Source organism: Thioclava sp., assembly GCF_048263065.1.
GTDB lineage: Bacteria > Pseudomonadota > Alphaproteobacteria > Rhodobacterales > Rhodobacteraceae > Thioclava.
On the sequence record NZ_JBLXEM010000013.1, the window covers coordinates 61,098 to 67,601 of the forward strand.

A 6,504-nucleotide genomic window follows, 5' to 3' on the forward strand; every position below is an offset into this window, starting at 1 on the left:
GGGCAACAAGGCCAGGCAATGGTGTTGAAGACGCGTGATCTTCTGACAGCACAACGGACCCAGACGATTAACGCGTTGCGAGGGCATCCATTGACCGACAGTGCATTTCTGCAAGAAATGGCACGAGAGGTTGGCAGAGCATGGAATTATCTCCCCAAAGAGTCCTCAGCATCTGCCACGGTTGGAAAAAGCGGTGACTGGGAATGCGGAACATTTGCCGCCCGAAGTGACTGGCCTTTGCCAGATGTTCTTCGATCTGATCGCTGAGTTGAGCAAGCGCATTGATGAACTGACCCAACAGCTCCGCCAAATTGTCCGGCAGAACGATGTTGCGAAAAGGCTGATGACCATGCCGGGGATTGGTCCGGTGACGGCGGTATCAATCGCTGTTCTGGCTGCACCGTCGGAAATGTTTTCCAAAGGATGCGACTTTGCGGCTTGGGTTGGGCTGGCACCGCGCCAACATTCAACCGGAGGCAGGACGCGGCTCGGTAAAATATCGATCCCTCTCGGGACCATGCTTTGCATGGCCCTGACGGGCAGTGGATGGGGCAACGTGACCTGCGGTGCTTGCTGATCATCGGAGCCATGTCGGTCATCCAGGCAGCACAGCGGCGTGGTGCCGCACCAGAAGGGTCGTGGCTAGCCCGCATGCTGGCGCGCAAACCAAAGATGCTGGTTGCTGTCGCATTGGCAAACATCCCTCTCACACATGCTGCGCATGTGCTGCCGGTCGATGGATGGCGCGGATGGCATGGGCCATAAAGGTTCATGGCGGCGTCTACGAGCTCCCTGCCAACGCCTGAGCGCGACGGTAGGCTGGGGATGTGGTGGTTCTGAACGGAGGTCATGGCAAAGCGTCGGCGAGATCAGAAATGGGAAAACCAGTAATGTCCCGAGTAGCTTGTACTTCGGCCTCTCGTTTTGGACCTGTTCCTCGAACTCACCATGAAGGCCCGCGGCGTTGAAGGTCGCAACCAGAGGCCGGATACACGAAGGAACTCGACCGCATAGCCAGTGCCAAAGCAAAAGAAGTCGCTTGCAACCCCGGGGGCGTCCATACACGGGACATTGCTGCGCAATACCCTGCAGGGCAGCGGACAAATGATTGGCACGCATGTCATACCGCCGTGCCACAGCGCCCTCCGATGCGCCCTCTACCAATATATCTCGGCCACGCCCTCGCGACACCGCATCCGGCCACCGGCGGTGACCACGCGGCCCCACAACCATATCAATGTTACTGAGAAACTCCGATGAGCGCTCCATGAAGAAACTCCCTGATAATCTATCCATCGGGGCTGAATCTCAGATCAGGGGCTCATAAGGAAGGTGGGGTGGGCGCACCGCTTACAGTTTTCCAACCGATGACGAATTTGGTCTCACCCCACGAAGCCGAAAGGGAAATTCCATCTCTATCGCGGCCAAATTCGATCGTTCACGATTTCTTGACCCAGAAACGTAAATGGCGCACGATTTGATGCTTGTTGTCATTCAGAATGAGGAATTGTCATGCGTATTTTGTCAATCTTGCTCCTTTGCCTCGCCCTGATCCCCGGTCTTTCTGTCGCCCGGGAACGACCCAACACAATTCTTGTTATGGATGGGTCCGGTTCGATGTGGGGCCAGATCGACGGAGTGAACAAGATCGTCATTGCGCGCACTGTCGTCGGACAGATCCTTGCGGACTTTCCTCCTGATGAAAACCTTGGCTTGACGGTTTATGGCCATCGTGAGCGGGGAAATTGCGCTGACATTGAAACCATCGTCGCGCCGGGGCCGAACACGGGGGCGGAAATCCTTGAGGCCGTGAACGCGATCAACCCACGCGGTAAAACCCCGATGACCGACGCGATCATCGCTGCGGCGCAGGCCCTGCGCTACACCGAAGAGGCCGCAACCGTCATTCTTGTCTCGGACGGTATCGAAACCTGTAATCCCGACCCTTGCGCCGCTGCCCGCGCGCTTGAAGAGGCAGGCATCGACTTTACAGCCCATGTTGTCGGGTTCGATGTGACCGAGGCGGCGGCGCTGGCGCAAATGCAATGTATTGCGGATGAAACCGGAGGTCAGTTCCTGACCGCGTCAAATGCGGATGAATTGTCTGATGCATTGAGCAAAGTCACCGCAACCGTCCAAGCCGAGCCTGGGCCGATCGCAGCCCTCGTGACGTTTCGCGCGATACGTGGTGAGGATGGACCGGAAGTGACTTCGAATGTTGTTTGGCAAATCTCAGGCCCCGAGGGGGGGCTGATCGAAGGTGGGGCCGCCACATCGCGAAGCGCCTTTACGACCGACCTTAAGCCGGGGAAATACACGGTGATTGCACGGGACGTGGCCGGCAATAGTGAAGGAACGCTGAATTTCGTCGTGGTCGAGGCCGCACAGACGGTGACGGTCGTGCTACCTGTGCCGCAACCCGACGCCACCATTGCCGCACAAGACGCCGCCCCCATAGGATCGACCATTCCTGTCGAATGGACGGGGCCGAACAATGCGCGCGACTACATCTCCGTCGCCGCGTTAGATCAAACCGAGACATCTTACGTCAATTATACCTATGTCTCTGAGCTTGCCGATAAGGGGCTGTTGATGCCTCCCACGCCCGGCACCTACGAGTTGCGCTATGTGTCATCTGCCAACAACACAGTGCTTGCGACCCGCCCGATCACGATTAACCCGATAGAGGTCGCGCTGACTGCGCCGACGACCGCCAACGCAGGCGAGTCCGTCACTATCAGTTGGGATGGGCCAGATTACGGGCGGGATTATATCTCGGTCGCAACACCCGACGGCAATGGCGACGCATATATCAATTACACCTATACGAAAGATGGCAATCCGCTGGATCTCCTGATGCCATCCGAACCGGGGGAATACGAGGTTCGCTACATCTTGGCACAAGACAACACGATCATGGCGCGCGCACCGATCTCGGTTCAGGACGTCGGTGCCACGCTTGCCGCGCCCGATACGGCGGCGGTGGGTGAAACCATTTCGGTTGACTGGACCGGGCCGAACTATGACCGCGACTATATCTCTGTCGCCAAGGTTGGCGACGCGGGCGGTCAATATGAGAACTACAGCTATGTTAAGGAGGGGGCGCCGCTTCCACTGCTTATGCCGTCCGAGGCAGGCACCTATGAGATCCGCTATATCATCGCGCAGGACAATGTGATCTTGGCCAGCCAAACCATCACCGTAGAAGAGGTTGGCGCCAGTCTAACCGCACAATCGGTCGCGCCCTTGGGTGCCTCGGTTGTCGTCGACTGGACCGGACCTGACTACACGCGCGATTACATCTCCGTGGCACGCGTTGGCGATAGCGGCGGACAATACGTGAGCTATACCTACACCGAAAGCGGGGCCCCGTTGAAACTGCTCATGCCATCACAAGCGGGCGATTATGAAATCCGTTACATTCTGGCTCAAGACAACGTGGTTCTGTCCAGACATCCGATCACGGTAGAGCCGGTCAAGGCAAAGCTAATAGCACCGCCAAGCGCCGCGCTTTCAGCGCAGACCGTCTCTGTTGAATGGGACGGACCCGATTATTCCGGCGACTACGTCAGCATATCGAAAACAGGCGAAAGCGGCTATGTGACCTATGCCTATACGAACGCGGGCAATCCTTTGACGGTCCCATTGCCTGACGCGGCGGGGGAGTATGAAATCCGTTACGTCTTGGGGCAAAACGAGGTGGTTCTGGGATCGGCCCCGTTGACCGTGACCGCAGACTGATCGCCGTTGGTGGTGTTGGATTAGCTGTCGTTACCTTGAGCGAGAACAGTCGCGCGTGCCCGCTTGACCGCAAACCACCCGCCCACAAGTCCGGTAAAGATCAGGCCCGCCGAACAAAACAATGCGAGCCAGAAATAACGTGTAAGATGGCCTAAATCGACCGCGCTTTGTTTGGGATCGTCTGGCAGATACCAAACGTCGATCGGGCCGCCGTCGCTCAGAGTGTCGAAAAGCTGTTCTCTGACAAGTTGATTCCCACGGGTATAAGGATCGGCTTCGGTGGCGAAGATGTAGGAGACACTGTAGGTATTTGGCTTGTTCGTTATGGTTTCGTGCAAATTTGTGACCTCACCGACCACCTTGACGCCGCTGTCCGAGAATGCGGCCGCCGTCTGATAGTCGGAGATTTTGAGCATCCCAAACCCGATGCCCGCCGCGACAAGCAATGGGTAGACCCATATTTGTTGACGCAACATCACGCTGATCACTGTCTGTTTCTGTCCGCTATCACCATATCCTTTGCATCATATCAGCGCGTTAGCGTCACTGCACGCCAGCTTTTGACAGGCATCCCGTTCGCGATGGATGACGTGTGGAAAATGCCATACATTTGGTCTGGACCGACGACCATCAGCCGTAATGTCATGTCCATCGTCGTGCCGTCGATTGTGACCTGCGTCCGCCCAATCAACCGGGCAAGCTTGTCGACGTCGCACCCCATCAACATCTCGACGTCGGATGACGACAGCATGGGCGCAGGAACGCCATCTCGACTTGCATCGGCTTCAAAGCTCCAAGGTGGCTCATTTGCCCAAACGAAAGGAATGGGCTGCTGCGCATCTGGGTGAGTGCCGACAAGCCCACCACTAGGCGACATTTCGATCTGTATCGTTTCACGGTCGCCGCTTGCGGGGAACGGCATCGTCATGGGACCCGCTATTACATACCCCGCATGATGAGCGATTTTCCAGGCGCCGACATACATGAGGCTGATCTGTTCCCAAGCCTGTGGCGACCCGTAGTTGCAGGCGACATTCGGTTCTGCATGCGCGGGTGATGAAGCCAGAAGAGTCGATGCAAGACAGCAGGTTAATGAAATAGCCTTGAACATTGTCTCACTCTTTTTCTCGGGTTGGAATAAGTATCGATGGCGCGCGATCCTGACGCGATCCGGATTTTTGCCCCTTATTGTTTCTTTAATAAGGAATTTGGCAAGGTTGCACTGAAGCTTCCGTTGATCTGCATCGTCCGCAATGGATCGACTTGACCACTCGACAAAGCGTCGCTGTAATTCGCGGTGGTCGAAAAGTTACCTTCAAGGAGAATACCATTCTCTACTTTCTCAAGCGTTTTTAGAGAAAAGACGATTTGATCAGCCTCGTTTGCCAGCCAGCCAGATTTCCAACCATCGGCAAGATAGGTCAGGGACACATTCAACGGCATCGCATTGCCGCCAACGGACATGACATCGAAACCTAGCAGCAGGCTGTCCTTGACGTCATTGACTGTTTTGTCAGTCGGCTGCCCCCAAAGGCTGAAGCTCTGCATATTCGCGATCGCTACCGTCATGCCAAAGCTTTGGCTTTCCGTGTCTTGTGAGGTCAGAAACCAAGTCCGCTCAACGCCGTCGAGGCTGGCATTCAGGGTGCCGAAAACATCTTGAGCGTGGCAGACTGTTGGCGTCAAAGAAATTGCCATAGCAAAAGCGGCATTGCAAACCATTGAACGTGACATCGGAACTCCGATAATAAGATGAATGTTTTAGACACGGCGTTAAGCAATTCGAACGAGCCGAGGCTGGCGCAGGCGATGCCAAATCGAACCGTCAGGCACGATAGTCGAGGCCTCAATTTAACTATGCGCTAATAATTTAGTCCGTCAATGGCCACCGTCAGGATAGCGATGCGACCAGACTGAAAACTTGGAGAAGACATTCGCTGCGTTGAACATTGATGGTTGCCAGCGGATGATGCCGCCGCACATCCCAATGCTTAGGCTCTGCGCTCAATCGCGGAGGCGGACGACGTCTCTTTGATGTCCCACGCCCAGCCACGATACCGGCGCGTGATGTCGTCTCGCTTATCGTTTTTTCAACGGTTAGTCTGAGGCCAGCGCCTATTTGAAAGGTCGACGATACTGGATCAATTTCACGAATAGCAAACGGTCAGGCTGTATGCGGTATCTGGTAGGTCGGGCTCGAAGTCGACTTCGGATGCGACGCAGGATTTCATGATTAAGTGAGATGTCAACGTCGGGTTATCGATGTGGGAGGGCATTGCGGATCGGAGGATCAGTCATGGAAACGCCGAACTTACCGGCCATCCGCGCGCTTCGCCCTGCATGGAACAAAGGCCGCATCGTTGGTCAAAAGCGCCCACTGAAACCCAAACACGTCTGGCCCATCAGGGTGCGGCTCGAGCTCGCCGAGAACCATTGCGATCTGGCGCTCTTTAATCTGGCCTTCGACCGCAAGCTTCGTGGCTGTGATCTGGTTAGAATGAAGGTCGTCGATGTCATGGTCTCCGGACAGATCAAGGAGCGCGCATCCGTCCTGAAAAGTAAGACACACAAACCAGTGCGCTTCGATATTTTGGGGGTGGAACTCAAGGATGCCCTTGCAATTGAAGAGGCTCTGTTGCACAAATCCTGTGAGGGATTCATCTCGTGAATCCAGCATGGTAGCTGGGTTGCATGAGCAAACCGACACCACCGACCTACAAGACCAGGAACTGGCCATCCTATAACGAAGCGCTGAAGCGCCGT

5 protein-coding genes and 1 pseudogene are annotated in these 6,504 nt (G+C 55.8%); 3 read left to right on the forward strand and 3 right to left on the reverse strand.

What is annotated here, in order from left to right:
* Positions 1-181 precede the first annotated feature (181 nt).
* A complete protein-coding gene (locus ACN0SD_RS14955) occupies positions 182-577 on the forward strand; it encodes a transposase (RefSeq protein ID WP_417809033.1) in 396 nt (131 codons plus the stop codon).
* Between the two features lie 1,022 nt (positions 578-1,599).
* On the forward strand, positions 1,600-3,741 hold the full coding sequence (locus ACN0SD_RS14960; RefSeq protein ID WP_417809035.1) for a vWA domain-containing protein: 2,142 nt from the start codon (positions 1,600-1,602) through the stop codon (positions 3,739-3,741).
* A 20-nt stretch (positions 3,742-3,761) separates the two neighbouring features.
* Here the strand turns inward: ACN0SD_RS14960 and ACN0SD_RS14965 are convergent, their stop codons facing one another.
* The 3 genes from ACN0SD_RS14965 to ACN0SD_RS14975 form a co-directional block, all read right to left on the reverse strand.
* Positions 3,762-4,229 carry a DUF3592 domain-containing protein gene (locus tag ACN0SD_RS14965; protein WP_417809037.1) on the reverse strand — a complete coding sequence of 156 codons (468 nt, stop codon included), beginning with the start codon at positions 4,227-4,229 and terminating at the stop codon, positions 3,762-3,764.
* A 41-nt stretch (positions 4,230-4,270) separates the two neighbouring features.
* Positions 4,271-4,852, reverse strand: coding sequence for a hypothetical protein (locus ACN0SD_RS14970; RefSeq protein ID WP_417809038.1), 582 nt, complete (start codon positions 4,850-4,852; stop codon positions 4,271-4,273).
* A gap of 74 nt (positions 4,853-4,926) precedes the next feature.
* A complete protein-coding gene (locus ACN0SD_RS14975) occupies positions 4,927-5,475 on the reverse strand; it encodes a hypothetical protein (RefSeq protein WP_417809039.1) in 549 nt (182 codons plus the stop codon).
* A 562-nt stretch (positions 5,476-6,037) separates the two neighbouring features.
* Between ACN0SD_RS14975 and ACN0SD_RS14980 the strand changes: the two are divergent.
* A pseudogene (locus ACN0SD_RS14980) lies at positions 6,038-6,331 on the forward strand (integrase); the annotation flags it as partial.
* Positions 6,332-6,504 lie beyond the last annotated feature (173 nt).

What these genes read in the sequence shown, in the direction of transcription:
- ACN0SD_RS14960 (WP_417809035.1), top strand. Translation starts at nt 1,600, where the DNA reads ATGGATGGGTCCGGTTCGATGTGGGGCCAGATCGACGGAGTGAACAAG.
- ACN0SD_RS14970 (WP_417809038.1), bottom strand. Translation starts at nt 4,852, where the DNA reads ATGTTCAAGGCTATTTCATTAACCTGCTGTCTTGCATCGACTCTTCTG.
- ACN0SD_RS14975 (WP_417809039.1), bottom strand. Translation starts at nt 5,475, where the DNA reads ATGTCACGTTCAATGGTTTGCAATGCCGCTTTTGCTATGGCAATTTCT.